26 protein-coding genes and 2 pseudogenes are annotated in these 24,513 nt (G+C 34.5%); 2 read left to right on the top strand and 26 right to left on the bottom strand.

Annotated features, from left to right (window positions below; genetic code table 11):
• Positions 1-40: 40 nt before the first annotated feature.
• From NSQ08_RS06985 to NSQ08_RS06870, 24 genes and pseudogenes are all read right to left on the bottom strand, one after another.
• Positions 41-1,272, bottom strand: a pseudogene (locus NSQ08_RS06985) (N-acetylmuramoyl-L-alanine amidase).
• Between the two features lie 448 nt (positions 1,273-1,720).
• Positions 1,721-1,962, bottom strand: a pseudogene (locus NSQ08_RS06980) (Ger(x)C family spore germination protein); the annotation flags it as partial.
• 83 nt (positions 1,963-2,045) lie between these two features.
• The gene (locus NSQ08_RS06975) at positions 2,046-2,993 is read right to left on the bottom strand and encodes a DNA-binding domain-containing protein (RefSeq protein ID WP_340780053.1); all 948 of its coding nucleotides are present in this window, start codon (positions 2,991-2,993) and stop codon (positions 2,046-2,048) included.
• Positions 2,994-3,484: 491 nt separating this feature from the next.
• Complete coding sequence (locus tag NSQ08_RS06970; protein WP_002030950.1) at positions 3,485-4,393, bottom strand: chemotaxis protein; 909 nt, start codon at positions 4,391-4,393, stop codon at positions 3,485-3,487.
• Positions 4,394-4,534: 141 nt separating this feature from the next.
• Positions 4,535-5,020: a hypothetical protein gene (locus NSQ08_RS06965; RefSeq protein ID WP_012260675.1), complete on the bottom strand. Its 486-nt coding sequence runs from the start codon at positions 5,018-5,020 to the stop codon at positions 4,535-4,537.
• A gap of 399 nt (positions 5,021-5,419) precedes the next feature.
• Entirely contained in the window at positions 5,420-5,755 is a 336-nt protein-coding gene (locus tag NSQ08_RS06960; protein WP_060748975.1) for a DUF3964 family protein, read from the bottom strand.
• 49 nt (positions 5,756-5,804) lie between these two features.
• Positions 5,805-7,028 (bottom strand): flagellar hook protein FlgE, encoded by a 1,224-nt coding sequence (locus NSQ08_RS06955; RefSeq protein WP_002086478.1) that lies wholly within the window; start codon positions 7,026-7,028, stop codon positions 5,805-5,807.
• Positions 7,029-7,044: 16 nt separating this feature from the next.
• Positions 7,045-7,623, bottom strand: coding sequence for a flagellar hook assembly protein FlgD (locus NSQ08_RS06950; protein ID WP_002012033.1), 579 nt, complete (start codon positions 7,621-7,623; stop codon positions 7,045-7,047).
• A 3-nt stretch (positions 7,624-7,626) separates the two neighbouring features.
• Positions 7,627-8,736, bottom strand: a complete 1,110-nt coding sequence (locus NSQ08_RS06945) for a flagellar hook-length control protein FliK (protein WP_002126592.1) — start codon at positions 8,734-8,736, stop codon at positions 7,627-7,629.
• Positions 8,737-8,746: 10 nt separating this feature from the next.
• Entirely contained in the window at positions 8,747-9,157 is a 411-nt protein-coding gene (locus NSQ08_RS06940) for a hypothetical protein (RefSeq protein ID WP_002012036.1), read from the bottom strand.
• Positions 9,158-9,272: 115 nt separating this feature from the next.
• Entirely contained in the window at positions 9,273-10,577 is a 1,305-nt protein-coding gene (gene fliI, locus NSQ08_RS06935) for a flagellar protein export ATPase FliI (RefSeq protein ID WP_016094396.1), read from the bottom strand.
• A complete protein-coding gene (locus NSQ08_RS06930) occupies positions 10,574-11,260 on the bottom strand; it encodes a FliH/SctL family protein (protein ID WP_340772858.1) in 687 nt (228 codons plus the stop codon). Before NSQ08_RS06930 ends, fliI begins: the two co-directional genes overlap by 4 nt.
• Complete coding sequence (locus tag NSQ08_RS06925; RefSeq protein WP_085310193.1) at positions 11,247-12,251, bottom strand: flagellar motor switch protein FliG; 1,005 nt, start codon at positions 12,249-12,251, stop codon at positions 11,247-11,249. The genes NSQ08_RS06930 and NSQ08_RS06925 overlap by 14 nt, the downstream gene beginning before the upstream one ends.
• A gap of 13 nt (positions 12,252-12,264) precedes the next feature.
• The gene (fliF, locus tag NSQ08_RS06920; RefSeq protein WP_340772854.1) at positions 12,265-13,839 is read right to left on the bottom strand and encodes a flagellar basal-body MS-ring/collar protein FliF; all 1,575 of its coding nucleotides are present in this window, start codon (positions 13,837-13,839) and stop codon (positions 12,265-12,267) included.
• Between the two features lie 22 nt (positions 13,840-13,861).
• Positions 13,862-14,161, bottom strand: a complete 300-nt coding sequence (fliE, locus tag NSQ08_RS06915; protein WP_002064631.1) for a flagellar hook-basal body complex protein FliE — start codon at positions 14,159-14,161, stop codon at positions 13,862-13,864.
• A gap of 17 nt (positions 14,162-14,178) precedes the next feature.
• On the bottom strand, positions 14,179-14,592 hold the full coding sequence (gene flgC / locus NSQ08_RS06910) for a flagellar basal body rod protein FlgC (RefSeq protein WP_016094399.1): 414 nt from the start codon (positions 14,590-14,592) through the stop codon (positions 14,179-14,181).
• Between the two features lie 20 nt (positions 14,593-14,612).
• On the bottom strand, positions 14,613-15,098 hold the full coding sequence (gene flgB, locus NSQ08_RS06905; protein WP_328068795.1) for a flagellar basal body rod protein FlgB: 486 nt from the start codon (positions 15,096-15,098) through the stop codon (positions 14,613-14,615).
• 343 nt (positions 15,099-15,441) lie between these two features.
• The gene (locus NSQ08_RS06900; RefSeq protein WP_002086494.1) at positions 15,442-15,714 is read right to left on the bottom strand and encodes a hypothetical protein; all 273 of its coding nucleotides are present in this window, start codon (positions 15,712-15,714) and stop codon (positions 15,442-15,444) included.
• Positions 15,704-16,072, bottom strand: a complete 369-nt coding sequence (locus tag NSQ08_RS06895; protein ID WP_016104388.1) for a flagellar export chaperone FliS — start codon at positions 16,070-16,072, stop codon at positions 15,704-15,706. Before NSQ08_RS06895 ends, NSQ08_RS06900 begins: the two co-directional genes overlap by 11 nt.
• Before the next feature lie 22 nt (positions 16,073-16,094).
• A complete protein-coding gene (locus tag NSQ08_RS06890) occupies positions 16,095-17,474 on the bottom strand; it encodes a flagellar hook-associated protein 2 (protein ID WP_340772839.1) in 1,380 nt (459 codons plus the stop codon).
• Between the two features lie 19 nt (positions 17,475-17,493).
• Positions 17,494-18,357 (bottom strand): flagellar hook-associated protein 3, encoded by an 864-nt coding sequence (locus tag NSQ08_RS06885; RefSeq protein WP_085310185.1) that lies wholly within the window; start codon positions 18,355-18,357, stop codon positions 17,494-17,496.
• A 282-nt stretch (positions 18,358-18,639) separates the two neighbouring features.
• Positions 18,640-19,938, bottom strand: coding sequence for a flagellar hook-associated protein FlgK (gene flgK / locus NSQ08_RS06880; RefSeq protein WP_002141110.1), 1,299 nt, complete (start codon positions 19,936-19,938; stop codon positions 18,640-18,642).
• Between the two features lie 17 nt (positions 19,939-19,955).
• Positions 19,956-20,408 (bottom strand): hypothetical protein, encoded by a 453-nt coding sequence (locus NSQ08_RS06875; protein ID WP_085310183.1) that lies wholly within the window; start codon positions 20,406-20,408, stop codon positions 19,956-19,958.
• 15 nt (positions 20,409-20,423) lie between these two features.
• Positions 20,424-20,888 carry a YaaR family protein gene (locus tag NSQ08_RS06870; RefSeq protein WP_002141107.1) on the bottom strand — a complete coding sequence of 155 codons (465 nt, stop codon included), beginning with the start codon at positions 20,886-20,888 and terminating at the stop codon, positions 20,424-20,426.
• Between the two features lie 143 nt (positions 20,889-21,031).
• Between NSQ08_RS06870 and NSQ08_RS06865 the strand changes: the two genes are divergently transcribed.
• Together NSQ08_RS06865 and NSQ08_RS06860 are read left to right on the top strand one after the other, a co-directional pair.
• Positions 21,032-21,529, top strand: coding sequence for a flagellar motor switch protein FliG (locus tag NSQ08_RS06865; protein ID WP_002030924.1), 498 nt, complete (start codon positions 21,032-21,034; stop codon positions 21,527-21,529).
• Positions 21,530-21,568: 39 nt separating this feature from the next.
• Positions 21,569-22,351, top strand: coding sequence for a CheR family methyltransferase (locus NSQ08_RS06860; RefSeq protein ID WP_085310181.1), 783 nt, complete (start codon positions 21,569-21,571; stop codon positions 22,349-22,351).
• 38 nt (positions 22,352-22,389) lie between these two features.
• Here the strand turns inward: NSQ08_RS06860 and NSQ08_RS06855 are convergent, their stop codons facing one another.
• On the bottom strand, positions 22,390-23,106 hold the full coding sequence (locus tag NSQ08_RS06855) for a hypothetical protein (protein WP_085310179.1): 717 nt from the start codon (positions 23,104-23,106) through the stop codon (positions 22,390-22,392).
• 27 nt (positions 23,107-23,133) lie between these two features.
• Entirely contained in the window at positions 23,134-24,498 is a 1,365-nt protein-coding gene (locus NSQ08_RS06850; protein ID WP_340772820.1) for a transglycosylase, read from the bottom strand.
• Positions 24,499-24,513 lie beyond the last annotated feature (15 nt).

The raw sequence follows: 24,513 nt of genomic DNA, 5'->3' as shown, positions 1-24,513 counted from the left end.
AATTTCATATTCCTAGAATTACTAAACTTTCTTTTACCTATTACAATCTATATTCAGATACATTATTTCCTTTCCATTCATAATAATCTAAAACCCCTTCATAAATGGCTTCTGCTGCAATCTGTCTGCCGTTTGCCGTAGATAGTTTACTGTAATCGATACCATTATCTATAAAAGCCAGTTCCGTTAACACAGCTGGCATGTCGTTTTCTCTTATAACATGAAGATCTCCATGTTTAACGCCTCTATCACGTGTTTGAAGAGCCTCTACTAAACGTGTTTGAATTTTTTCCGCTAACACACGACTTTCTTCCACATGAGGATTTGTTTTTTCGGATTCAGAAGATTTATAGTAGTATGTTTCTGTCCCTTTTGCATTACCATTAAAAGCATTTGCATGAATGCTTATAAAGATATCCCCTCATTTTGCTTAGCAAATTTAACACGTTCCTGTAAAGAGCTTTTTTGGTCATGTCCAGGTCTAGTATCAGATTCACGAGTTAGTAAAACTGTAAATGGTGTATGTTTTTCGAGCAATTGTTGTAGGCGTAAGGAAGTGTCTAATACGATTTTACTTTCAGGCAATCCTTTTGTGGACTTTCCGGGATCTGCACCACCATGTCCAGGATCAATAATGATTGTTTTACTTTCTAAAGGGTTTTTCGGACTGTATTGAAGGGTATCTGTTTTGGCAGTAAGTTGTGCGGCTTCTGCACGTGTTATGAATTTATTTGGTTGCCAACCATTATCAGTACCAACAGAAATCTTTAAATCAATTAAAATATTGGCAAATTTTTCACCCCAATGTCCTTTTAAATCATCAAATTTACTTTGCCCATTACTATTTGTTCTATCTTGTAGCTTATATGCATTTACTAACATTGTTGCCATTGCAGCACGAGTAACTTTTCCAGAAGGATTAAATATTCCATTTCCTTCACCTTTAATTATTCCTGCTTTTTCAGCAGCAGCAATATACGGCGTTCCCCAGTGGTTTTGTGAATCTGTAAAAGATGGTTTTGCATTTAAGTCAATATGTATACCAAGGGCCTTTGTCATAATTGTTGCCGCAGAAGCCCTATCTAATGTATCACTTGAACCAAAAGTTCCATCTGGATAACCACTCAATACTTTTTTATCAACTAAATAATTAACGGATTTGTCAGCCCATGCAGGAACATCTGAGAATTTATGAGTATTTGCAAATGCACTAGATGAGTAGGATAGTAGACTTCCAGCAAGAATTCCTGTAGCAATTAATTTTTTCTTCAAAATTTAGCACCTCTAAAAAATTATTACAAGTTGGTAAATATATCATTTATAGTTAATCTTTAAATAATACGACCTAGAATAAAGAATAGATTAAATCCGCATTATCCCTATATTAAAGATATCAAATACAAAACGAACTATTATTCCGAAAAGAATCCTGAGACATACACTTATAGATAGAAACTATTAAATATATTCACCAACGTCGTGTAACCAGTATGGTTACTCATATGTACGAGTGCCAATTAAAAAAACCTTACATTTTTGTAAGATAACCATGTTAATTATGTAGCAAGTAATTATTATATAATTTGAATAATTACTCGGTATAATAAAATAGTAATCTTATATTTTAAACAAATATTAATTATCTTGGTAGGCAAATAACTTATAACAGCCACCTTTTTGGCTATGCTTTGGAATCCTACTTTACTCTTCAATTCTCCGTATTAAAAGTTTGTTGATGAAATGTAATAACAACTGTACGATTATACAACCTATTCACCTCAATTAAATCAGTTAAATATTGAGGAAGAGTCGGTTTATCTTTAAAATCATTATGTATTAAGTCCTTTCACAGTGACAATACGCATATTCCCAGTATTTTTCTGATGACAATACTACAAAGTAAGACCTAGCTCCTTCCTTTTGTAAAAATTTTTGATTTACTAAAATTAATTGTAACTTTTCCTCTGTCCGAAACAATTCCATACAAAACAAAAGGGAAATACATATACACTATGTATCTCCCTTTTATTTTGTACCCAATTTTTTTATTGTGTTACGGTCATAACTTGTCCACTACGGTCAACCATAATTTTCATTTTTCCGTCTTGAGCGTTATATAACCCTAGCTTATGTAGATCTTGTTTGCATTCTTTTACGAAGTAAGGCAATGTACGAATTTGATCGATATCAGAGCTCGTAATAAAATGAATTAAATGATGCGTCATCTCTTTAATATCATGAACGAGTTCTTCCTTCTCTCGTTTTAATCTTTCATTTTCAGCTCGTAATGAATGTAATTCGCCTTCAAGACCACGTGCATTCTTTTCATCTTTTGAACGCTCTGCCGCCATACTAGAAAGCTTATAGATTCCCTCCATGAACTGATGCAATTCGTGTTCTCTCTTTTCACTACATTGACTAATTGTTTCAAAGTTATCCACGATGCCAGACATAACTGTTACGAGGCTTTTTTCATCTTCTTCATTTCGAACGTCTTCATTTACTTCCTGCTTGCTTTCTTGTTTTGTCTCAACAATTGTCTCTTTTACAAGTGTATACTTACGTTTTCGCCCCGGCTTTTGTTTTTCAATATTTTCAAACGGGATTTCTTGTTTTTTTAATTTATAATACGTGTTTTGCAATTGACTTTCCGTTTTTCGGAAAAGATTCAGTTCATTTTTACTAACATATTTTGAAATATTTGCGATGTTTAAGCCGTGACGTTGACAAAATTGATACACTTCATACAATAGTTCTAGTTCAGACTTCAACCAAGTAATCGCTGATTTTTCATATACTCGCATACCGCCATTTTTTTCTATATCTATTTGAAATAATACCATTCTATTATATAAATCGATTAGCTCTTCATACCTGACTTGGAATTGTTTCTCTATTTTTTTAAATTCCGCCTCTAATTTCATATCGTTCGTTTTATTATTTGACATGTTTTGTAAAAGACTTAATACATTGATTGCTGTGTGGTGATACATAATATGTGTCACTCCCCCTCATCCTTTCACAATTCTCATATGACTCCCATGCCCTTTAAGAAAATAGAAATTTTTACATATCCATATTATAACATTTCGAAATTATCTGTCAAATAATTAACATATAAAAAGGTATAAAAAGTATCGAAATAAAAAATGATTTTTAACAAATATTAAAAAATAAAAAATAGCTAAGCAAAATATTATATCAGAAAAATTCTACTTAATTATATTATATGGTATTCCTAATATATTTTCACCGAAAAAGTTTGCGCCACCACGAAATCTTATAGATGAAATAATTGAACATCATATAAGAAAACCCTCACCTTTACTATAAAGGTGAGGGTTTTACACAACGCTAACTAATTAACCGAAAGAATGACCATTATTACCACGGTGGCTACAGAAAAACAAAAATATCTCAGAAACACTCTACCTTTCTGTCTTTACACACATGGCTGGCTCCTCTCTTCCAACTAAAAGAAGCTTTATAGTACTAACTTATCAACTAGCCCGATTAATTCTTGGATATCTGGCTTACTTACTTGAGCATTCGCTCCTACCGCTTCACCTTTATGGAATAATTCATTTGTAATTAATGAAGAGAAAATAATGACTGGTAATTGATTCATTACTTCACTATCTTTAATTACTTTCGTTAAATGGTGTCCATCCATTTTCGGCATTTCAATATCTGTAATAAGCAGGTGAATATGTTCATACATTTTTTCACCTTGCTCTTTTGCTAATTTTTCAATTTGAGCTAATGCTTCTGCACCATTGCTGAAGAAGTTCATTTTCGTATATCCAGCTGATGATAATGTTTCTTCTAGTATTTGACGAAGCATCGCTGAATCTTCTGCAATATAAATAACTTTTTCAGCTCGATCTGTTTTTTGCTCTAATCCTGCAAGTGATTTATTGTCATAACCAGTACCGCTAATTTCACATACAATTTTTTCATAATCTAATAGTAAAATGATTTTCCCATCTAGTTTTACAATACCAGATGTCGTTTCTTCTAGTCCCATAGATAATGAAGCTGGTTCATCAATTTGTTCCCATGAAATACGTTGAATACGATGCACTTCATCAACACGGAAAATAACTTTCATTTGGTTTAATTCTGAAATGATAAATTTCGTTTGATCAAGTGGTTTTATAGATTTTAAATTAAGAGCCGTTGCTAAGTTAATAACAGGTAAAATTTCACCACGTACTTGAACAACACCTTCAACTGCATGATGAGATTCTGGCACAGTTGTAACTGGGAATGGATTAATAATTTCACGCACTTTCATTACATTAATACTAAATAAATTTTCACCAACAGTGTATGTTACGATTTCTAATTCGTTTGTTCCGCTTTCTAATAAAATACTTTGTGCTTGTGACATAAAGGTGTCGCTCCCCTTCCATTAATTCCGTATATCTAATTATTAAGCTTTATTAAAACCGAAAAGTCAACTACCTATATGAAAAATATAGATAGTTGAGTGATTCTCACAGTTTTAAAGTAGAAATACTACCGGTAAAACTTAATCTTGTATAAACGAAGCAAGTGCCTCTAGTAACACTTCTTGTGCTCCTACAATTTCTGTCGGCATCGCTTCCCATTTTTTTGAAAGCTCTGTTTCCACTCTCATTCTTAGCTCTGGACCCATTTCTCCTAGCACATATTCTTTCGTCGCTATATCAACATCGATAAGCGAAAGAGCGTATAGTTCAGGATCATTTATTTTCTCAAATAATTTCTTCAGTACACTAGGCGCCATATGCTTTAATTTTTCAATGTGAATTTCCTTATCAGAAAATAGTAACTCATATTGAATATACGTAACATTTTCTTTAATAACTTTAAAATAGCAATTATTTTTTTTATCATTTACAAAATAACCGTTCGGATCTGCAATAATACTCTCTACTTGACGTATTAAATTAGGTAAACTACTCGCCGCCATTACAGTACGTTGCTCAACCTCACTTGGCGAAATGAATGTAACGCGATACTTATTCTGCGCCATCCTCCTCACCTCTCCTTTTATATAAACTTAGTCTAATTGTACAATATAGCACAACTATCTTAAATTAATCTAACTCTATTTCAAATCATTGCTCCTAGAATCGGAGAAATCCTCTCTCCAAAAAGTGAAGAGACATCACCTAAACACTTGGATTACAGCCTCTCCAACTACCTTAGAACTACTCCATATCTCTACAACATGCGAGCCACTCATAAGCACTGTCGCTACTACAATCCGGTGAGCCTACCAATCTCATTCATGGCTCCTAGCCTCTTCAACTAACCTAGAACCACTCCATATCTCTGGTATTACAACATGCGAGACACTCCATATGCACTGACCGCTACTAAACATCGCTGGGCCCTCTCTCAAAACCTAAAAGAAAGCTTTTAAGAACTTTTACGCCCCTTTCAACAGCTCAATGTTATTGAACCAAAAAGCAAGCTGCTGATCCGTAATATCCGGCAACATAACGAAAAACTCACGGCACTTCATCTCATCTTTAAACAGTTGATACTTCCAAACACTATCGCTACCAATACTTACGAAATAAAACTCGTGTATACGGCCAATGATTGCTTGTTTTTCACCAAACGAATATGGAGGCACTTGTTTGATTTCAAATTGATCTGGTAAATATATATGCTCTTCTCGTTCTATTTTTAACACTTGCTCAGCAAGCTCACGTTTATTTTCGAAAAAAGGCAATTGTAAAATTCGCTCTTGTCTTGTCATACGAATATAAAACCCTTTCTACTACGTTACAATTTTTCTTTACGATTTATTATCGAATTAAGTTCACAACTTCATTTAATACTTCATCTGAAATTTTGATTACTTTCGCATTTCCTTGGAATCCGCGTTGGTATAACATTAAATCAACGAATTCTACAGATAAATCTACGTTTGCACCTTCTTGTGCACCACCACGTATTTTTCCTGCACCGTTTTGGCCAGATGCACCTAACGCTAAAATACCAGTTGTATTCGTCGCTGTATAGTTACCATTTCCAGTTTTCATCAAACCGCCTTCATTCGGGAACATCGCAACAGCTAATTGACCAGCAGATTTCATACTTCCATCAGAATATTTTACCATCACATATCCACCGTCAGCAATAAAGCAATCTTTAACAGTCGCCGCTGCTCTACCATCTACATCTGTTACTGACAATGTTTTATCTGTTGGATGATTCGTTAAATGACTTAAGTCTAACTTTATAGAGCCACCATCAAATGGAATATTGGCCCCTTGCTCTTTCGGAGTTGGATTTCCAACAGCATCAAATGTCATATTACCACCTGCACCTGGAACATCCTCAAACTTTGTATCCTTTTTCGAGTCATTACGCATCTGTACTTTATATGTATAATTGTGTTCGCTTGTTTGTGTAAATTCTACACGCATTGTCCATGTATTACCGGCATTATCGTATACAGGTAAGTCTTGCGTAATTTGTTTTTCACCAGTTGGAATATTCCCTTTAATTGTCCCTTGCGATGTTCGAATACCACCAATTGCCGTCCCCATTGGAATTTGCAATGGGCCTGGAATACCAGATAAATCAACTTCACCAGTCGCCTCATTAGCAGGGTATGCGAATACGTATTGACCTTCTGTGTTCGTAATATAATAATCTGAAGATATTCCAAACGTACCTTTACGCGTAAATTCCATGTTTCCGCCTTTTGAATCACCTACAACGAAGAAACCATTACCTTCCATTGCAGCTTGTGTTTTGCCACCTGTTAACGTAATTGTACCATCACTATAATCCGTAACCGTACCACTCATTTTCACACCGTTACCGATACTTTTCGGATTCGTTCCTGCGTATTTACCGTCACCTTTTGCACCAATTGAATTGTTATATAGTAAATCATCAAACATTGCTTTTTGTTTTTTATAACCAACCGTTTGTGCATTGGCAATATTATTTGAAGTTACACTTAATGCATTTTGTGTTGCGTTCATTCCTGTAATACTTGTATATAACGCTTTAATCATAACGTATGTACACTCCTTATGAATTGGTAGTTTTTACTTCTTCAGTTACTTTTTGATCGTCTTTCTTTGCATCTTCTGGATTCGTTTCTCCAATCGGTTTATCAGACACCCTCTCAACAAAGCGAAGAGATACAATCTTATTATCAATAACGAGCTGTACATCATTATTTTCCGCAAGGCGAACTGTCTCTACTTGACCAGTTACTTTTTTACCGTCACCGTCGATCCCTCTTACGTATTTCCCTAAAAACTTCATTCCGCCATCAAGCGCTGTCGAATACATCGTCGTTCTTAAAGAATCAACTGCTTTTGTCATATTTTGCACTTGTTCCATAAGAGATAACTGCGCTGTCTGATTCATCATTTGATTCATATCCATCGCATTGAATGGATCTTGGTGCTGGAAACTTGATAAAAATAATTTTAGAAAATCATCTTTCCCCATTACACCAGGAGTCTTTTGCTCTCCTGCTGAAACTCCATTTGTTTGTTGAACTGGCGATTGTACACCGTTAACAGGTACATTACTTTTTTGCGCTCCTGCTTGTAACGGAATATGATTTGTACTCGTTGTATTTAATCCAACTGTTGGCACGCTTTATTCCTCCAATAATCCCGCAAATTCTTTTGACTGTTGTTTCTCATGTTTCGTATTTGCTAATTTTTGTTTTTGTCTTTGCTCTTGTTCTCGCTGTTCTTTACGTTGTTCATCTTTTTCTGAATAACTTATTTGAATATTAATTTCTTTTTCTTTTAATTTCAGCTTCAATTCGTCAAAAATTATTTCAACACGCTTTTTCGCATCGTGTTTTTCCATTTCTACATGCACTTCAATTTGATCTCCATGCTTTTTCATAAATACAGTTAATGAACCAAGTTTCTCTGGATTTAGCTGGAATAAGACACGTTCTTGTTTCACTACAAACTTTTGCAGAGCCTCTACTTGTGCTTCCATTTTCTTGCCTAAGTCAGGTAATGTAACCTTCTCAGCTCCACTATTTTGTTTTCCTATTTGATCAGTCCCAGTTGCTTTATTTAATAACTCAGCTCCGGCCGAACTTGAGTCATTTAACTGATCGACTTTTGGTAACTCTACCTTCACATCATCGCTCTCTGCTTTCGGGAGTTCTACTTCCTTAGACTCCTCTTGTTTCTTTGCAATATTACAAGTTTCTGATTCTACGACTTTTAATACTTGCAACGTCTGCTCTGGCATCGTCACCTTGTCTAGCGCCATTTGCATTGTGTCTTCTAAACATATGGCATTTTTAATATTCATGTTAGAAAAAAGCTCTTGTAATTGCTGTAATTCAGCTGCGGGCAATTCGTTCAGTTTAATATTTCCGTATTCTTTATATAACGCCTGTATTTTTTGTATGTATTGATATAACAATTCTGGCTGCACACGCAATTGCTCAATTGCAACCATCTGCTCAGATACAGCTAACAATAACTGTTCTGTCTCTTTCTTTTCTTCTTTCTTTACAATCGGCTCTTCTTTCGTTACCGTTTTTTTTGCGAGAATATATTCTTTCTTCTCTTCTTCTGGTGCTTCTTCTCGTTTCGTTTTCTCCGTTTTCGGCTGTTTTTTATTTTCAATTCTCATTGTATTATCGAATGAAGAATTTTCATTTTTCGATTGTACTTCTAGCCCTTTTTCTTTTTGCGGAGGTAAACTTTGCTGCACCGGTAATACAAACTGTATCACTACATCCACCTCATCCGTTCATACACATTTTTAAATCAAGAAGCATTTTTTCTTCCAGCTTTTCTTTTACTTTCGCAAGCTTCTTACAATCTTCTTCATACATTTCATCAATGACACGTTCTTTTTCTTTTATTTGCTCTAAAAAGCTTTCATTTTTTTGAATAAAACCTTCTGTTTTTTTAATTTTTCGATTCCATTCTTCTATTCTTTCAGGTGAAAATGTATGTGATGAAAGCATACCAGCCATAATACGTTGTCCCGTTTGTACAACCTTATTGCGTGATTTCACAACATATAGATCATATTCTTTTTTTTGTTCTATTTTTCTTTTTTCAGCTGTTAGTTCGTACACTTCTTTCAAGATATGTTCTTTCTCTTGATTAATCTGCAATTTAATCGTGTCGTACTGCTGCTTATCCACCCGTTTTCATAGCCCCTTCCTATTATAACGTTACCTTTTTCTATTATATAGTTTTTTTACAAAAAAATCTGTGAAATATTAAAATCAAAAAAATAAGACCTCAAAGGGCGAGGTCCTATACAATATGGTGCATCGCTTGGACAACATCTTCAAACTGAAAACTATCCGTTCGACCTTGTTTTAAAAACGTATTTATAGCTTCTACTTTATTTTTACATTTAAAAATATAAGCATTTTCTTCATTCTCTTGAATTGTTCCAAGTTTAAAATACAATTCATTCTCTTTATAAATAGATAGAATTTTTCTCATTTCATTTGCAAGTTGCCAATGATTCGGCGATACGATTTCTTCCATAATCCTACTTACCGAATCTAATACCGAAATGGCAGGGTAATGACTAAGAGTTGCGAGCTCACGTTTTAATACAATATGTCCATCTAAAATACCACGAGCTAAATCTGGTACAGGACCATTTAAATCATCACCATCAACGAGTACTGTATAAATACCTGTTATGGATCCTTTTTGTGTTTTTCCTGACCTCTCTAATAACTTCTTCATATAACTTTCCATTAACAGTGTTTTACCACCGATTGGTAATTCCTTTACTGCAATATCAACACTTCGGCGTGCGTCAGCAAAGCGTGTAACAGAATCCATCATAAGTAGTACGTTATTACCTTGATCGCGGAAATATTCGGCAATTGATGTTGCAAGCTTTGCAGCGCGAAGTTGCATAAGATGACTTTCATCTGACGTCGCTACAACAACGACACTTTTTTTCATACCTTCTTCGCCTAATTCTTTTCGAATAAAGTCTTTTACTTCTCGGCCACGTTCTCCTACTAAACTAATAACGTTAATATCAGCTTTTGCGTTTTTCGCAATCATTCCAAGCAAGGTAGATTTACCAACACCCGATCCTGCGAAAATACCAATCTTTTGACCAATCCCAATCGTTAACATGGAATCAATCGATTTAATTCCCGTTTCAAATACATCTGTAATTTCTTCACGCTCAAATGCATGAATCGGCGGTGCATCTAATTTTATTTTTTGTAGTGGAATGTTTTCAGTGTTCTCATTTAACACTTCACCATTCGCACTTAACACTTTCCCAAGTAAATGATTACCACGAGGTACAACAACATCTTCTTCAATTAATGTAACTGCATCTCCGTAACATACTTTTTCTGTCTGTCCAAATGGAAGTAGCATATTATTTTCTTTTTCAATCGCAATTACTTCACATAAGACGCTATGCTCTCCAACGAGACAAACATCGCCAATCTTCGCTTTTGGACCTTTCGCTACAAAAAACTGCTCTTGTACACTATGAACTTTGCCAACTTTCGTATAAAACGGTGTTTCAATAAATGTATTCCATTTATTATGCTCATTCATTAGCTCGTTGTTCATATGTTTTGCTCCTCAAACAACTTCTCTTCTTCCCATTTATGGCGAAGTTTCGCAAATATCGGTGCAAATTTAAATTCAAAAAACTCTTTCTCTTCTTCCAGAACAAATTCGCCAAACTGTAAAGAAAAATCATACTTCCATTCTACTAATTGTAGTAGCCAATACTCTTTCGTATTTTCTTTCTCTTCTTGTATACGTTCAAATGTTTCTGGATGAACCGTTATAATTAATTTTTCAAATGAAGTAGGCAATGTTTGCACGATGCCTGTTAAAATCGGCAAAACGTCTAATAAGCGCGAATCTACCGCTTGATTCACTACTTTTTCTGCTAACTGAAAAGATTGATTCCATAATAACTCTGTCCATTCGTATGCTGTTTCTTGTTGTTCTTTTTGAAACTGTATACGCGCTGCTTCCATCTGTTCCATTTGTTCATGAATATGCATTTGAAACTGTTCTTTATCTTGCAACAACTGCTGACGCTCTCGTTCTAGCATTTGCTGCTGCTGCCTTAGCTGATTCATTTCAATATGTAATGCATCTTGCTGTGCAAGAAGTTCTGCATGATCCACTTGTATCTCTTCTTCAATGTGAACTGATACTGGTTTCGGAAATTGTAATTCATACGTTTCTTCAGAAAAAGAAACAGAATTCTTCGGAATTCTGTTTTTAAATAAGGACATCATCTTCACCTCTTTGAACGATAATTCTTCCTTCTTTTTCTAACTTTTTCACCGTACCTGTAATCGTTTGTTGTGCTTTTTCAGCATCCGTCATCTTAAGCGGTCCTAAGCCATCTAACTCTTCAAGAATCATCTCTCTACGGTTTGAAGACATACATGTAAATAGTTTCTCTTTAATTTCTTCTTTTGCAATTTTAAGTGCTTTCGCGATAACACCGTTATCTGTAATTTCCTCTAATACACGGCGAAGCGCAAGATCCTCAAGACCAAGTAAGTCTTCAAAGACAAACATATTTTCTTTAATTTTCTCAGATAACGCATAATCGACTTCATCCAGCTTTTGAAAGACTGTTTTTTCAACACCTCGTGAAACATTATTTAAAATGTTCACTATTGTTTTCAATCCATCTGTTTTATTAATAGCACTAAATGCCATATTATTTAATTTTGCTTTTAATAACTCACCAATTTGATTAATTAATTCACCATCTACTTGTTCAAGCTTTGCAATACCCATTACCGTCTCTACACGTTTATGATCTGGTAATCTCTCAATTAATTGAGAAGCAAGTTGCGGCTTAATATAAGAAGCAATAATCGCTATCGTTTGTGGCGATTCATCATTAAGCACTGTAAGAAGTGGCTCTAAATCTGTAAGTGAATTTAAAAATTCAAATGGATTATCTTTGTTGTACCAAAGGTCTTCTAATAATTTTTCCAAATCGTCTTCTGGCATATTTTTAAATATACGACGAATGTATTCTTTATCTGGAGTTACTAAATTCAACTCTTTTACATTTAGTTCGTACAAAAACTCCCCTAGTACATTTTCTAACGTTTCTGGTTTATATACACGAAACTTCGCGATTTCGCGAAGTAACACTTCTTTTTCCTCAGCCGTCATATATTCAATGACTTTTGCTGCCACCTCTTCGTTTAATGTACGAATGAGGATGGCAGCTTTCTCTTTGGAGGAGATTTCATCTAACATTGTTTTTCCTCCCTTACTGTCCGTTTAACCATTTTTTAATTACTTTTGCAGTACCTTCTACATGCTCTTTCGTAGCTTCCTGCACTTGATCATCTAATGTAGGTTCTGATGGTTCTACCGGTTCTGGCTTTGGCTCTGGTACTATTTTTTCTTCAGGAATTTCCAGGATACTTTCATTACTTGCAGCAATTTCTTCTTCTGCTAAGTATTCTTCATATTCCTCTTCCTCTCTCTTTTTCTTACGTCTTGCTAAGAAGAACCATACTAGGCCAATTAGTGCTAGCAAGCCAGCTGTAATTCCACCGAATAACCACCAGTTCATACCACTTTTTTCTGGCTCTTTCTCTTTTTCAACTTTCGGCTGGTCGAACTGAACAGTTACAACGTTAACTTGACCGTTTGTAAAGTTTCCATTCGGATCAGCTTGCAGCCCAGCTGCTGTGCCAATCGCTTCTTTAAATGTTGTCATATCAATTTTTCGTTTTACTAACGTATCGTTATCTACCCATACAACAACATTTGTTTTTGTTAATTCCGGATGTTTCTTAATTGTTTCAACTGTTTTATCTATTTCATAGTTTTCAATTTTGTTACCATTTTTATTATCGTAGACAACTTTACCGTTTTGATTATTGTTCGTACCGTAGTTCGGCACTTCACCGTTCGCTGTAATACCCGCACCTTGCTTCGTATCTGCTCCTTCTTGCGCAGTAGAGCTTTCCTCTTGCTCTTGTTTACTGCGAAGTACACCTTTATCGCCATATTTTTCTGACTGACGTGTAACTTCATCGTAGTTTACAGACACTTTCGTATTCACTTTATATTCATTTGATTTAAACATCGTCATTAACGTTGCGTCAATATCTTGCTTTAATTTACCTTCAATTTGATGCTGCATCTCTACTTCCTTTTCATAAGAAGAGGAGCTGTTAGAATGCGCTTCATCTGCTCCTTTTGAGATGATACCTTTTTTACTATCAATAACACTTACTTCTTCTGCTTTCACGCCAGGAACTGCCGCACTAATCATTTGCTGTATACCAGCAACTTGATCAGCTGTTAATAATTGTCCACGCTTCACACCAACAGTAATCGCCGCTGTTCCTTTTGCTTTTTCTTCATCAAAAATTGTTTCTTTTTCAGGTAATGTAATTTGCACATTTGCCGTTTCAATCGTCGCAAAATTTCGTACAATATCTTGCTCCAATTGCTTTTTCGTACCGACAATCTGCTTCATTTTCTTATCTTGTTCACTTGAACCGAGCGAGCTTTCTAATAAAATTTCCTCACCGCTTTTTGAATTAAACGGTAAGCCCATTCCATTCATTTCTTTTCGAACCCATGGAGCATCATTCTTTTGCACTCGAATCGAACCATCGGCTGCTAATTGGTAATCAACACCTAGCTTCGATAATTCTGCTGTAATCTCTTGCTTATCTGTATCATTTAAATTTTGATATACAACAACATATTTATCTGGCAAGGTGAAGTATAAAAGTGCTCCTGTTGCAATCGCTAAAAGCGCAGCACCAATCACTAACTTATGCCACGTTTTCAACGATTGGAAAACATTTTTTATCTTTTCCATTTAAATACACCCGTCCATTTTCCTAAATTTGCATATTAATTAGTGACTTATAATTTTCAATAAGATTATCGCGTACGAGAGCAGCTGTTTTCATTTGTGATTCAGCTTTCTTCTGCTGAATTAAAACGTCATGCGTTTCTCCTACCCCTTTTGTCAGTAAATCATATACTGCTGTTTGGGCATTATTTTGCGTTTGATTCATATCTTCCAATAAATCAATAAACTTTTTGCCTTCAACTACAGATGTTTCTGAAGTTTTCTGTGTGCCAATCGGCTGAATCGCTCCAAATGGCTGTGTATTTAACATTGGTTGAATTTTCATATTTCCCCTCTTCCCTCTTATCCTCGGCCGATTTCTAAATCTTTATCGAGCATTTTTTTGTTCGCATTTAATACACTTGTATTTGCTTCATACATTTTTTGAGCAACCATTACATTCGTCATCTCAGCTGTCACATCAATGTTCGGATAACGTACATATCCTTCTTCATTTGCATGCGGATGCGTCGGATCATACACAAGATTTTCATTTCGATCCGTTTCAATACTTTTTATTTTCACTCCGTTAGTAGGAGCTCCATCTAGCATACTTGCAAAATTATTGTTTGATTCTAACACCACACTTCGACGGTGATACGGCTCTGCACCCGGTGCTCCCGTCGTATTTGCATTTACGATATTGTTAGAAGTAACTTCCATCCATTTTCTCGCTGTAGTTAGCCCTGAACCACTTGCATTAATTGCCTGAAACATCTTTGTCTCTCCTTTTACTATTAACGTCCACGTGCTGCTTGGTTAATAGCGTATTGCGTATTAATTGCATTAATTGAAACACCGTATAATTGGTTTGTTTTCATTAAATCTAGCATTTCTGTCGTTACATCAACACTGTTTCCATCTTTATTCGTTTGCATTGATTTCGTTTGAATCTTTGCGTATGTATTTTTCGTATTTGCTGTCGGTAAGTGCATTACATTCGTTTGATATAAATCTGGATTACTCTTTAAATCCGTAGCATTTTTTTTGTATAATGCACTGCTCATATTCATTTTCTCAGCAAATGTTACATCTTGTGCTTTATAGCCAGGTGTATTCGCATTTGCAATATTACTAGAAACGGTATTTCGCTTCGTTACTAAATAGTTCATATAATGACTTACATCACTAACTAAATCTGGCATATTCCACACCCTTCCTTTTCCATCATGCTCGTTTAGCGCATGATCATCCACTGATGGAAGTTTCACTTTATTATTCATTTTCCTATATGTATTTATTTATTAAAATATTATCTATTATGTACCCTTACATATTTTATTCCATTTTTCCATTGTTGTCTTTAGAAAAATACAAAAATATAAAAAAGAATATAAAAAACTGTATACGCGTAGTAATCCATGTAACATTTTGATATATAAACAATAAAAAAGAGCTTCCATACACTTCTCTCTATAAAATAAAGACATCTTATTTTTCATTGTTTGGATTATTACCATTCTTTTTATTACAGTCATAAAGTGAAACCTCAATCAGCGGAACGCCTTATTCAAACAATGGAATGGATCCCCTTTTAAAAGGGGTATCCATTTCCATACTTCCCTATTAAAATTTACCGTAAAACGAATTCGCTTTCATTCGTCCATCATTTGTCATAATCATTTCTTCCAAAATCTTTTGCTTATCTCGAATATGCTGTGCTGCCTTAATTATTAATGGACTCACTTCCGCCGCAACATCTGCGCGCGTCTCTTCATCCAATGTCATCATCCAGCGATTTAACATTGCACTCTTCTCAGCAAATTCCCCATCTGATACTTGCAATTCTCCGATTTCATTAAAACAGCCGACAAACGCTCGATAAATATCATTGTTCATTTTCAAGTGCTCCGCGGTAACCGTCTATTAAATCTTGTAACACTTGCACAATCGCATCCATGTCTTTTACTTCACGCGTTACTTTCATCGTCTGAATTTGAATGCTAATCCAATCGTATAAACCGAATAGACTATCATATAAATCCTTAGTAATCTCTGGATTTAATTGAAGTTTTAACTCTTCAAAAATACGTTCTAATTTTTCAAGAAGTGCATCTCCTTCTTGTAATTTAAAAGTATTTAAAAGCTCTTCTAAATTACGAAACTCAACGATACATCTTTCATAAATAAAAATTGTATTTTTAATTGGATTACTCGTCATAATATCATTTTGCATATAACGTTGCCATGCTTGCATACAATCACTTCCTTAACTTTCATTAATCATCACTTTTTTGTTTTGTCATTGCTTTAATTGTTTTTAGTTGGCTATCTAGCGCCGCTAATGTACTTTCTAGTTTTTGATACTTCTTCACAATTTCATCTTGTTTTTGCAGATTTTGTGTTTCAATATCTTTAATCTTTTTATCTAAATCACTTACACGAGAATCGATGTTTTTTACTCGCTCTCCAACTACACCTTTATCACCAAATAGTTTATCAAGTGGCTCTTCCATCATCTTCCCTAAACCGTTAGAACCAAAGAAAAATTGCTTCGCTGCATCCGGCTTGTCTTTTAACGCTTTTGTTAATTGTTCATCATTAACTTCCATCGTCCCGTCTTGCTTTAATTGAATTCCAAATGAAAACAAATAATTACCGTCTTGAGAAAATGTTACAACATTATTCATCGCTTGACGTACACTTTGCATAATAGCTTGACCTTGGAAAGCTCCACCTTTTCCAGCAAAAATATCTATTGTAGAAACAGCTTTATTATAATCCGCTACCATCTTTTTAATAATATTTGATGCGTCTGTTACATTTGAATCACTTACTGTAAATTTTAATTCTACACCTTTTGCTTTTGGATCTGTTGTTGTACCCGCATCTGGTGTTCCTTCTACTTTCGGCTCAGTCACCTTTAACAATTCAATTTTCACGCCCGGAAGAGCCTCAATTGTATTTGTAAAACTTTCAGCTCCAATACCATTAATACTATATTTGGCATTTTGCGCTTCATTAATTGTATTGACTGCTGTCCCATCCGCCTTAGCTAAACCAATATCTTGAAACAGTGTAGATGTGTTCCCTGAAAAATCAATTTCCCCATCTGTTCCTTCTTTTTTCGAGGACATAAAAATTTTATCTCCAAGTGTATAAGCCGATACGCCATAATCTCCATCATTAATTTTATTTATTAAATCTTTATATGTCATATCAGTTGTTACTTTTAGATCTTTATCGCCTAGTTTTAATGTTTCATCTTTAGGAAGTTTTGCATTTATATCAGTAATAGGATTAGAAGCTATTTGATGACGCTGTGCAAGCTGTGTAATCGTCATATTAAAAGTTCCTGCAATCGCTCCACCATCAGCTTTTACATTAATATAACTGTCTTGTGATGTTGTAACTTTTTTCTCATTCCCTTTAAAAGCCGCCAAGTTTTTAAAAGTTTGTGTGAAAGAACTAAATTCTGATTTTAAGCTTGTATATAATAGTTTATCTTGTGAAAGTTGGTTCTTTTCATTAGTATATGGTGTTTTCCTCATATCTAACGCTTGCATTTCTAATTCTACAAAGTTAGAAGTATCGATCATATTATTTCCGAGGTTCCAAATCTGTTGTCTACCACCAATACCTGTTAACGTCCCTGCCATATTTCTCACTCCTTATTGTTTACATGTAATCTAAAATGCTCGTTTTACTCATCGTACTAACTGCTTTAAGCGTTGCTTCATAAGTTGCATTAATATACGCTAGGTCAGAAATTGCTACCGCTAAATCAACATCTTCAATTTCTTTACGATTTTCTTGAAGCGCTAAATTTTGCTCGCTTAAAATCGTTTTAAACGTCTCCATCGTGTTCATAGTTGAACCAACTTCAGTTGTACGGTTAATGACGCTATCTAAGTTTTTCTTATTTTCTCCTAATAACGGTTGCAAAGATTTTTGATCACCGTTATTCAGTGCTTCACTCATCTGTTTTAACGTTTTTATAACTGGGGATAATAATTCTTCTCCGTTACGAAATGCTTTTAATTGATAACCGTCATTTAGTTGCCAGTTCACATCATTTTTTCCACCTTGATACGTACCATCTTCTGTAAATGGAGCTTGTTCAGCACTATCCCCACCGAAAATATAACGGCCTTGCTCTTTCGTATTCGCTAAATATACAACTTGTTTTAAAATTTGATCAATCTCTGCACCGATTGCCTTCAATTCTTTTTCGCTATTCGTTCCATTTAACGCTTGCACTGTTAATTGATCCGCTCTTGTTAAAGATTTAAAAACACCTTGTAAAGTATTTTCAGTTTGTGTTAATACATTTTTCGAATCCGCTAAATCTTTTTGCATTTGTTCAATATTTGCTAACGAATGCTGAATCGCAAATGATTTACTTGCCGCAAGTGGGTCTTCGCTCATAAAAAGATTTTTTTTCCCAGAAGTTACTTGATTTCGATGATATTGCTGCTGCACATTCAAATCCATCATCTGATTCTTTGCCCAGTTTGCATTTTGAAATGTGGATACTCTCATCTTTACCTTCTCCTTTATCTATATTTGAATTGGCGCGAAGAAGAAACCTCACCTATATACAGCTATCCTCTTCCCTCATAAAAAAAACTTTTTCGTTTTCATTTAATTTACATGGGGGAGGACGCTTGCTAAACATGGCTATTCTCCCCCTTAACTCCCCATTCAACCATCTCATATCTCTGGTCTAACATGGGTTGGTCCACTAAAAGGCTCTGTCCGCTTCTACCCTGCGCCGGATCCTCTCTTCCATCACAAAAAAAGCTTTTTCGATCCTTCTACATGTTATCTAATAATCGAAAACAAACTATCAAACACTTCATTCATCGTCGTAATAGCTTTAGAGTTTGCGACAAAATATTTTTGGAAAGCCATTAAATTAACCATCTCTTCTTCCATATTTACGCCTTCAATACTCATTTTTTCTTGTTGAATACCTTCTAATAAATCTTTATGAATATTTTGATAAGCATTCACTGCACTTTTATCAGAAGCTACACCAACTATAAATTGGTCTAATGCTTGTTTATAAGAAAGACCTTCTTTATAATCTCCATCCGTAATTCCTGCTAGTTTATTTGCTGTTTCAGCGGAGATTTTCATTTTCGAAACATCTTTTGCGAATTCAGGGTTTAACTGAATATCTTTCGCATGATCTCCAACGAAGAAATCTTTTCCCATCACTGTATTCACTTGACCTTTTACAGAACTCATTAATTCTTCAAGGTTTTTCTTATAACTAGCAATCTTCGCTTTCGTATCTATCGCTGATTGAATTGCTCCACCATTTAAAGGAATATCCGATCCATAAATCGCAACAGACATTGGTTCTTTTTCTTTATTTAATTGAAGTGGATATGTATCTTGTCCATTTACTGTTAAAACACCATTCATTCTAACACTCGCGATATTAGGATTCATAGATTCATAAGATACTTCGATATTGGCATACTTAGACATCTCTGTAACGATGCGATCACGTTCGTCTAATAGTTGATTAGGTACTTGTGTCCCCGCTTGTCCAATTTTTTTATTCGCCTCTGCTAAACTAGCACCAAGACGATTAAATTCATTCACATGTGCTTCAATATCTTCTGTCGTCTGTGCTTCTGCTGTATCTAAGTTTTTCGCAAGACGATTTATCTGACTTGTGAACTTCCCAGTTTCAGAAACTAATGTATCGTAGTAGTTTGGTTGTTCTGGATTTTTTGCAACTTCACGAAAAGCATTGAAGAATCCATCCATTAAACTAGACAATGAATTTTTCCCTGTCGTTCCTACCATAGACTCTACTCGTGATAAAGTAGAATTCATATATGCGTAGTAAGAGAACTGTGACAACTGATCATTAAATTGCTTCGTTTTCACTTCATCTGTAATACGGTCAACTCCTAATGTTTGTACACCATAACCGATTCTCTGTTCAGGCGTATGACCGTTACTTGCTCCAACAGATCCGTAATTTACCATTTGACGAACATAACCCGGCGTATGAATGTTAGATAAGTTTTGTTTTGTCGTTTGTAATCCCATTTGGGCCGCTAGCATACCAGATAACGGCGTATTATAATCAGATAATCTCATAATGCTTCACTTCTCCTTTACAATAGTTCATTCATAAAGATTTGCGAATTATTGTTTTTCTCCAAATTGTATTCAGAAACGGAATCCACAATACTTTCTGTAGTTTTTAATAGTACGTTTAAGTAATATTGATTTTTCAAAAGAATCATTTTTACATTTCCTTCTAATTCACTTAAGTTTTTTTGTAATTCTTCCATTTTTTCAATTTCTTCCTGAGAAAAATACAAAAATAGCGAACGCATACGCAAAGGTTCGATTTTCTTTTCCTTACAAAGCTGAACAACCATTTCCTCAAAAGATCGCGATAATCCTTTAACACCTTCTATGTACTGCAATTGCTCTACTTGCAACTTTTGAACTGCATTTACATTTTTATTTTTTAAATTCTCATATATTTGTTCCCCAAGCGTTTGAACATTTTCATATGCCTTTTGAATAATAACGAGCTTTTCATATAATTGTATGTACATATAGCTTCCTTTCCTTTACAAGACTAAATTTACAATCAAACCATGAATTTCTCCAATTTGATTTAACATTTCTAAATGCCCTGTTTTCGTATTAATTAAATTCATAACATCTTCTAACTCAGTTAATCCCATTTCAGCTTGTTTTACGATCGTCATTTTCTGCGAATATCCGTAACGCGGATGACGAGACATAACATCTTTATACTGCAATACGTTATCAACGTAAAAATTCAAAAATGATTTTACAGTATTTTTGTATTCCATTACATTATCGAGCGTTAACTCTAATTCGATTTTCTCTTTAATTTCTCCAATGTTATCAACAAGTGCTTCCATTTGTTCTAACAATTTATCGTTTTTCGGATCTGCATGCAAATTATCCGAAAAAGCAAGTCCTGTCCTGACATTTGCTTCTTTCGGCATTTGAGTAGCAGGCGGTATATGCGATAAAATTGGATTATGTGAGATAGAACGCAGCATATATATCACCTATTTATTTTTTTATTTCCTTCTAAACTTAATCGTAAAATCTAGTTATTTATAATTATACTCTGTACAATGATATTTTGCAGTTATTTTTTATAGAAGATATGTTACAATTTAGCATGAGGTGGCACAAATCTATGAATATTTTTCTTTGTGGTTCAAATCAATTAACAGCATTAGATCAGGAAGAAATAAAAAAATTTTTAATTGACTATGCTCACAAACATAAAATTTACATATTATGTTATAAATCTATTGAAAATGAAGTTCTTCGTTTCTTCATTGAAAACGAAAGACTTGCTCAAAATTTATGTCTTTACACACTACAACCGTTACAAGTATTAACAGACGAATTTCAAGAAGTCGTTGATTACTTAAAAAAACACGGAGCCGAGTATATTGCTTTTGATCATCCTTCCGACTCCATTTATCGATCAGATTATATGTTTTTTGTAAAGCAAATTGTCGAAGATACCGATTTAGTTCTCTGTTTTTATAACGGAGATAAACATACGTCTGTCATTCCCGTTGACGTTGCAAAAGAAGCAGGAATTGATGCTGTTATTTATGATTTACCAGGCTTACATGAAAAGCAGATGAAAAAAAGCTTTGAACAAAAAATTCGTATGATGTAAAGGGGGAGGCACAATATCGTTATTGTGCCTATTGTAAATATGAAAACTGAACAAGATTATAATCATTTTATTACGAGTTTTAAACAGCACTTTAATATGGATATCGCTTCCTATAAGCAAGATAGAATGCGCCGAAGAATCGACGCTTTCATTTCGAGAAAAGGTTTTGAAAATTACACAAATTTTTTAAATAATTTACGCACCGATCAAACGTTATTTTTAAGTTTTATTGACTATATTACAATTAACGTATCAGAGTTTTTCAGAAATAAAGAGCGCTGGCAAACGTTAGAGACGAAAGCTCTACCAAAGCTACTTGAACAAAATAACGGTAAATTAAAAATTTGGAGTGCTGCTTGCGCTGCCGGTGAAGAACCATATACACTTTCTTTAATATTATCGAAGCATCTAGCTCCGTTTCGTTATGATATTCAAGCAACGGATCTTGATTTTCATGTTTTAGAAACTGCAAAACGCGGTCAATATACAGAACGCTCTTTAAAAGAATTACCTAATGATTTGAAACAGCGTCATTTCACAAAAGAAGATGATACATATATATTGCACCAAAACATTAAACAACAAGTCATATTCAAACAACACGATTTATTAATGCAGTCATTTGATACGAACTACGATTTAATCATTTGTCGTAATGTAATGATTTACTTTACAGAAGAAGCAAGAGTAAAGCTCTATGAAAAGTTTAGTCGTTCATTACGAAAGGGCGGCGTACTATTCGTTGGTAGCACTGAACAAATTTTAACACCTGAACGCTACAATCTTCAGCGCTTTGATACATTCTTTTACGAAAAAGTATAAAAGAAGGTCGTCATAATTAAAATGACGACCTTTTTTTATTATATAATACGAATCAATATGATACCTATAACCCACATGAAGAGAAATAGAGCCGTAACAGACCATTTATGCTCTTGAATCGTATGTTTCAACGCATGAGATAATTGCGTCATATTCATTTCTGCAAGTGCTCTCCACACGCTCACATCACGTTCTTTAGAAATACGATCTGTACCGCTAATTAAGATTGTTTCATTAGACAATTTCGTCATGTAAGCTGTAATAACCGTTATCATTAAATTTATATTTCCTTCTGAAGAATCACTTTCCACTCTAGAAATGAGAGCACTTACGTCAAGTAAAGGAATATGTACTTTTCGCCCGAATGAAAGCTGTACTTCAGCGAAATCATACGTCCCATCGAGTAACGGAATATCTTTTATATACGCTTGCTTAATAATCCCTTGTAAACTTCTAACAATTTGTTCATATATTTTTTCCGATTGCTTTCCTTCCTCGGACAACATATGTAACTTTGAAAACAACTGCAACACCGTATCCATTTCCTTAGAAAGCATTTCTTTTACAATCTTTCCATCACCTAAACTTGCAAGCAACATCCCTATTTCATTGTTTTTCGAAATGATTTTGGGCTGCCCAGTAAACACAAGGTTACTCCGCTTTCGTTCTTTCTGAATTTCATGTTCTGAAATAGCTGCAGGCTGTTTTAATGGTTGTAGCGTCTTATTTTCAATTGTCGTACGTTTAATTTCCATTTAAGCGCCTCCACTACTATCAAATTATTAGCCCCATTCTTTATTACTCTTTAAAACTAAAAACAGTACAAATAATCCTGACATAACAGCAAACACATTAGAAGCTTGTACTCCCTGCTCACTTTTTTCCTCTTTCTTTTCTTGTTGTTCTTCTATTTTCTCTTTCTTTTTAGAAACGACTTGATTGTCATTTTCGCTTTTTTTCTCTTTATGAACTTTCACATTATTTACTTCCTTGTTGTCTGTTAACGACTCTTTTATAACGTAGTTGATTTCCTCTTTTTCTTTCAACGGCTCTTTTATATAAGAGTTCACTTTCTCTTCTTGCTTTGGAATTTGAACAACTGGAAGTTTTTCTTCTGGAAGAGAAATCTCTATTTTCGGATCTTCCTGCTTCTCAATTTCTTTCTTATCTTCTACTTCCTTTTGATTCTCTTGCTCTTCTATCTTCTCATCATCTTTCACTTTTTGTTCGATAATAGAAACGATATATTCACTCTCTGTCACAAGTTTGTTACCTGCCCCATCTGTTACTTCCACAATAAGTTGATGCGGCCCAACAGGTAAAGCTTCTGTTATTTCAAATATTTTGTGCCAATCCATGTCGTGTTTATTATAGTCTAATAAAAAAGTAATATCGTTACCGTCTTCTTTTCCTTTTAATATAACGCGCACTTCTTTAACAACCGATTCTATATCTACCGTTTGTACTCGTATATGAACGGATTCTCCCTTTTTCCGTTCAATTAAGTTCCCTTTTACCTCATCAATAGTAACCTTCTCTAACTTTGGCAATTCTTTATCTATAGTTGGTGCTTCATTGTTTATACGAATGAGCGGGACATTTAATTCGTTCTCTATTACTTCTTCCTTCTCATCTTCTTTATAGCTTTCAACGAGCCTAAGGTTCCAATCACCTTGTAAATCATATATTCCGGCCTTATAATTAGCGATCCATCGCTTCGTTTTTTCTTCATACTCAAAAGATATTATTCTCTCTTGTCTGTACTGCTCACCATTTTTTTGTAATTGTAATATACCTTTTACACTTTGAATGTTTTTTTCATTTGGTTCTACAGCAATCCACACTTCTTCGCCAACCTTTAGCTCCTGCTTATTAACTGTAATAACCCCTCGGTCTGTTTCTATCGTTCTTTCTTCTTTTTGTTCTTTCCCTTGCTCATTTTCTACTGCTTTTTTTTCATCTTCAACCGAGGGCATTTCCACTTGTTCCGGCTGTTCCTGAACTTCTTTATTTTTTCCCTCTTGGTCATTCATTTCGCTTATATTTTGATCTTGTACACTTTTTTCTTCTGCCTGCCCTCGCGTTGGTAAAAATATACATATATGTAAGAATAGCCAACTAACTAGAAAAAACTTTACGTTTTTCATCTATTTGTTCAAACT

This window comes from Bacillus sp. FSL E2-8887 (genome assembly GCF_038007205.1).
Classification (GTDB): Bacteria; Bacillota; Bacilli; order Bacillales; family Bacillaceae_G; genus Bacillus_A; species Bacillus_A mycoides.
This window is presented reverse-complemented; position numbering and strand designations above follow the sequence as displayed.

Coding starts and splice junctions, on each gene's coding strand:
- NSQ08_RS06960 (WP_060748975.1), bottom strand. CDS start 5,755: ATGACAAGACAAGAGCGAATTTTACAATTGCCTTTTTTCGAAAATAAA.
- flgK (WP_002141110.1), bottom strand. CDS start 19,938: ATGAGATTATCTGATTATAATACGCCGTTATCTGGTATGCTAGCGGCC.
- NSQ08_RS06970 (WP_002030950.1), bottom strand. CDS start 4,393: ATGTCACAAGCACAAAGTATTTTATTAGAAAGCGGAACAAACGAATTA.
- NSQ08_RS06955 (WP_002086478.1), bottom strand. CDS start 7,028: ATGATTAAAGCGTTATATACAAGTATTACAGGAATGAACGCAACACAA.
- NSQ08_RS06875 (WP_085310183.1), bottom strand. CDS start 20,408: ATGTACATACAATTATATGAAAAGCTCGTTATTATTCAAAAGGCATAT.
- NSQ08_RS06850 (WP_340772820.1), bottom strand. CDS start 24,498: ATGAAAAACGTAAAGTTTTTTCTAGTTAGTTGGCTATTCTTACATATA.
- NSQ08_RS06965 (WP_012260675.1), bottom strand. CDS start 5,020: ATGGCGCAGAATAAGTATCGCGTTACATTCATTTCGCCAAGTGAGGTT.
- NSQ08_RS06900 (WP_002086494.1), bottom strand. CDS start 15,714: ATGAACAATGATATTTATCGAGCGTTTGTCGGCTGTTTTAATGAAATC.
- NSQ08_RS06890 (WP_340772839.1), bottom strand. CDS start 17,474: ATGGCAGGGACGTTAACAGGTATTGGTGGTAGACAACAGATTTGGAAC.
- NSQ08_RS06895 (WP_016104388.1), bottom strand. CDS start 16,072: ATGCAAGCATGGCAACGTTATATGCAAAATGATATTATGACGAGTAAT.
- fliF (WP_340772854.1), bottom strand. CDS start 13,839: ATGGAAAAGATAAAAAATGTTTTCCAATCGTTGAAAACGTGGCATAAG.
- NSQ08_RS06885 (WP_085310185.1), bottom strand. CDS start 18,357: ATGAGAGTATCCACATTTCAAAATGCAAACTGGGCAAAGAATCAGATG.
- flgB (WP_328068795.1), bottom strand. CDS start 15,098: ATGAATAATAAAGTGAAACTTCCATCAGTGGATGATCATGCGCTAAAC.
- NSQ08_RS06925 (WP_085310193.1), bottom strand. CDS start 12,251: ATGTTAGATGAAATCTCCTCCAAAGAGAAAGCTGCCATCCTCATTCGT.
- NSQ08_RS06870 (WP_002141107.1), bottom strand. CDS start 20,888: ATGCTGCGTTCTATCTCACATAATCCAATTTTATCGCATATACCGCCT.
- NSQ08_RS06975 (WP_340780053.1), bottom strand. CDS start 2,993: ATGTATCACCACACAGCAATCAATGTATTAAGTCTTTTACAAAACATG.
- NSQ08_RS06930 (WP_340772858.1), bottom strand. CDS start 11,260: ATGTCCTTATTTAAAAACAGAATTCCGAAGAATTCTGTTTCTTTTTCT.
- fliE (WP_002064631.1), bottom strand. CDS start 14,161: ATGAAAATTCAACCAATGTTAAATACACAGCCATTTGGAGCGATTCAG.
- NSQ08_RS06855 (WP_085310179.1), bottom strand. CDS start 23,106: ATGGAAATTAAACGTACGACAATTGAAAATAAGACGCTACAACCATTA.
- flgC (WP_016094399.1), bottom strand. CDS start 14,592: ATGTTTCAGGCAATTAATGCAAGTGGTTCAGGGCTAACTACAGCGAGA.
- NSQ08_RS06865 (WP_002030924.1), top strand. CDS start 21,032: ATGAATATTTTTCTTTGTGGTTCAAATCAATTAACAGCATTAGATCAG.
- NSQ08_RS06860 (WP_085310181.1), top strand. CDS start 21,569: ATGAAAACTGAACAAGATTATAATCATTTTATTACGAGTTTTAAACAG.
- fliI (WP_016094396.1), bottom strand. CDS start 10,577: ATGAACAACGAGCTAATGAATGAGCATAATAAATGGAATACATTTATT.